The organism is Streptomyces sp. NRRL F-525, assembly GCF_000716605.1.
Taxonomy (GTDB): domain Bacteria; phylum Actinomycetota; class Actinomycetes; order Streptomycetales; family Streptomycetaceae; genus Streptomyces.
Genome location: NZ_JNXE01000239.1, coordinates 1 through 215, shown reverse-complemented (window position 1 = coordinate 215; position 215 = coordinate 1). Strand labels below are relative to the sequence as shown.

Below are 215 nucleotides of genomic sequence, written 5' to 3'. Positions count from 1 at the left end.
CCCAGTAATGGGTGGAGGTGACCGGTACTAATAGGCCGAGGGCTTGTCCTCAGTTGCTCGCGTCCACTGTGTTGGTTCTGAAACCACGAACAACCCCATTGCCATGGTCACGGTGATGGTGCGGTTGTCTGTTTCATAGTGTTTCGGTGGTCATAGCGTGAGGGAAACGCCCGGTTACATTCCGAACCCGGAAGCTAAGCCTTACAGCGCCGATG

The 215-nt window shown here is 55.3% G+C and carries 1 rRNA gene; it reads left to right on the top strand.

Annotated features, from left to right (window positions below):
* Nucleotides 1-142: 142 nt before the first annotated feature.
* Nucleotides 143-215, top strand: a 5S ribosomal RNA gene (gene rrf / locus OO69_RS48700); the annotation flags it as partial.